A 3,279-nucleotide genomic window follows, 5' to 3' on the forward strand; every position below is an offset into this window, starting at 1 on the left:
TCGCTATAGAGGAATTGTAAATGAAACGATATTTATATATGACTTTTGCTGTGTTAGGCTTTCTAGGCAGCACAATACCTTATGCGGAAGCTGGAAATTTAACCGGCGTACGTGTATCTAATCACGAAGGTACAAGTCGAATCGTATTAGATGTGTCTGAAATGCCTGTATCTTGGACTAAATCTTATAATGAGTCTACACATGCCCTTACCCTTAACCTGGGTGGTACGACAAATGGATTGACTGGACCTGTAGCTCAAAATAACACGAAAACAGGTGTTTTAAAAGGTATTGGCTTACAACCTGTTAATGGTGCTTTACAAGTAACATTGACGGCTAATAAGGATGTACAACATCATGAGTTTACATTGGAAAAGCCATCGCGTATTGTAGTGGATTTATTTTCTGGCTATGCTCAACAAACAACAAAAGATGTAAATAAATCCGTTACGTATAGCAAGATTAATAACACTGTAGCAGAAGGTAAGATTCAAGCCTTTGCGTTATCTGTTGATAATGATTCACCTATGGTAGTAGCCCATGTTCCAGAAGGAAAAACCTTATCATCTGTGATTCAATCACATACTGCCATCATTGGAGCAAAGGTAAAGGGCGGAAGTTTTGATCGTCCTTATTCAGTAGCTAGTGATGGAACGATTGATTTAGAGCGTATTTCTAATCGTGGCACCTTGCGATATACACCAAATCGTGGATATTTTATTGAAGAAAAAAGACCTTTACTACAGGCTAAAACACAGAAGGATACATTCCTGATTACCTCTGTTAATACAAGTCGTAAAGAAAATGCTTTGACTCTATATACATCAGCGTATGGGGCATCTACAAAGACTAATGACTTTGGATACGAAGTGACTGTTGCTAATGGCAAGGTGGTTAGTGGTCAAAAAGGGAATTCTAAAATTGGAGAAAACCAATATGTATTATCTGGGCATGGAGAATCAAGAGATGCACTGCGTAAATTAAAAGTGGGCACACCGATTACGATTCAAAATAGACCGGAGTTAGCACAAGTTAGCACCACTGGTGGTGCAGCGCTACAAGCGGGTACTATGGTATTGAAGAATGGCAATTATGTAGGTGCTGATGGGACTCATAATAAAGCTCGTAGTTTCATAGGAACTACAAAAGATCATAATTTAGTGGTCCTCACTGTTGATAAAGCAGGCCTTCAATCCGTAGGGGTCACACAACAAGAAGGGGCCAAACTGTTATCTAAGCTAGGCGTCGTAGATGGTGCTGAATTATCAAATCAAGGTAGTGTTGATTTGGTGGTTAATGATACGTACGTACATAAAGCTACTCCAAATCCTACGACCTATGAGGATATTGTAATTATAAAATGAATTCGTTGCATACAATTTTGTTTGAAATATTAGTAATAATTTAGTATACTATAAATACATAACTAATTTTGTAAAAGGAGGGATCGTTATGAAAAGAGTAGTGTTGGCCTTAGCTGCTTTAGGCATTTTAAGTGTTAGCTCTGTAATGGCGGCCCCTGTATCATACCAAAGTGTATTAACAGGTAAAGTTGCTTCTACAGTTTCTGTTGGCTCTGCTGTAACAGAAGGTCAAACATTGGTAACTGTAGAGACATTGGCTGGCCCTATGGCTGCTGCTAAATCTACTGTAACTGGTACTGTAACGGCGGTTAATGTTACAGTGGGTTCAGACGTTTCTCGTGATCAAATCGTTGTCACAGTAGAAAGTAAATAAAGGAGAGAAGGAATGAAGTTTTCTCATTCTTGGCGTCGGTATAGAAAAGCGATACTGGCGCTTTTCTTCTGTACTTCACTTACAGCTGCACAGGCTGTTGATTTTATGCCTGTCAATGATGTAACTACAGGTATGGAAGGTATTGCAAAAACTGTAATTGTAGGAGATACCATTTCAACCTTTGATGTAAAGGTACTGGGTGTCATGAAGGATAAGGGGCCATCTGGTCATCTTATTTTGGCAAAGTTTTCTGGTCCTGTTATGGAAAAAACTGGAGGCATTGCTCATGGCATGAGTGGTAGTCCTGTATATATAAATGGCAAGCTCGTTGGTGCTGTTGCCTATGGTTGGGGTTTTGCAGATGGTACGATTGGTATGATTACCCCTATTGAAGATATGGTGAAATTATGGAATATTCCATATGAGAAGAACCTATCTAGACCATGGGATGATAAACAATTGATTCCTCTTGGCACACCACTTATGGCATATGGCTTTGATGCAGCGTCCATGGATTACTTCAAATCCAAGCTGCCACAATATAAATATGAAACATATGATACAGCTAGTGCTAGTGGTGATGAAACTGCAAAACCTTTAGAGGCTGGTGGCTCTGTAGCCGCATTATTAGTTGATGGTGATCTAAAACTTGGTGCTATTGGTACTGTTACCTATGTAGATGGTGAAAAGATTGTTGCCTTTGGTCATCCATTCTTGAAACATGGCTCTTCAAACTACTTTATGCACAATGCAAGTATCTTTACGGTAGTTAAAAGTTATGATGCTGCTTTCAAATTAGGTTCTATGGGCAAGGAAGTAGGCTCAGTAACTGAAGATAGAGGTGCTGGTATTGCTGGCGTATCTGGAGTGATCTCTCCAGGCATTCCTATGCGCTTCCATTTGAAAGACCTTGATATGGGGCGTGATAAAACTAGCTCTGTTAAGGTCATTGAAGATAGTGAAATGACACCGACCTTAGCGGCTACATCTCTATATAATATGTTGAATAAAACATTAGATCGTAGTGGCGCTGGTACAGCTACAATTTCTTATACTATTACTCCAAGAGGTAAAGAACATAAGCCGTTGACACGAACTAATATGTTCTATAGTTCTGATTCTATCTCAGAGAAGGCTGTTGATGAGTTCTACAATGTTATCGATGTTCTTATGAATAACCGATTCATTAATTATGAAATCTCTGATATCTCTGTAGAAACTGAAGTAACACAAGATAAGAAAACTGCAAAGCTTATTGATGCGTCTGCATCTTCTACCATTGTTTCTCCTGGGGATACAATCGTTGTAGATGTAACGTTGGAGCCATTCCGCGGGGAGAAAGTTGTTAAACAAATCTTCTTTAAAGTTCCTGAAGATCAAGCTGTTGGTCAGTATACCTTAGAGGTGCGTGGGGGCGGTGAAATCCCATTACCTTATGTATTAGAAAAGCAAAAATATAATTTAACTGATGAAATTTTACGTCGCTTAAAAGTTCATAAAGATTTTAATGAACTTTATGATGAAATTCAAAAGACTGATACA

The 3,279-nt window shown here is 38.8% G+C and carries 3 protein-coding genes; all 3 read left to right on the forward strand.

The window, feature by feature from the left end; translation table 11 throughout:
• Positions 1-20 precede the first annotated feature (20 nt).
• A complete protein-coding gene (locus tag QZ334_RS07575; protein WP_295233327.1) occupies positions 21-1,364 on the forward strand; it encodes a phosphodiester glycosidase family protein in 1,344 nt (447 codons plus the stop codon).
• Between the two features lie 88 nt (positions 1,365-1,452).
• Positions 1,453-1,737, forward strand: a complete 285-nt coding sequence (locus QZ334_RS07580) for a biotin/lipoyl-containing protein (protein WP_005387253.1) — start codon at positions 1,453-1,455, stop codon at positions 1,735-1,737.
• Positions 1,738-1,749: 12 nt separating this feature from the next.
• Positions 1,750-3,279 (forward strand): SpoIVB peptidase S55 domain-containing protein (locus QZ334_RS07585; RefSeq protein ID WP_295233331.1); only part of this gene is annotated, 1,530 nt, incomplete at its 3' end.

It is taken from the genome of Veillonella sp. (assembly GCF_019414865.1).
Taxonomy (GTDB): Bacteria; Bacillota; Negativicutes; order Veillonellales; family Veillonellaceae; genus Veillonella.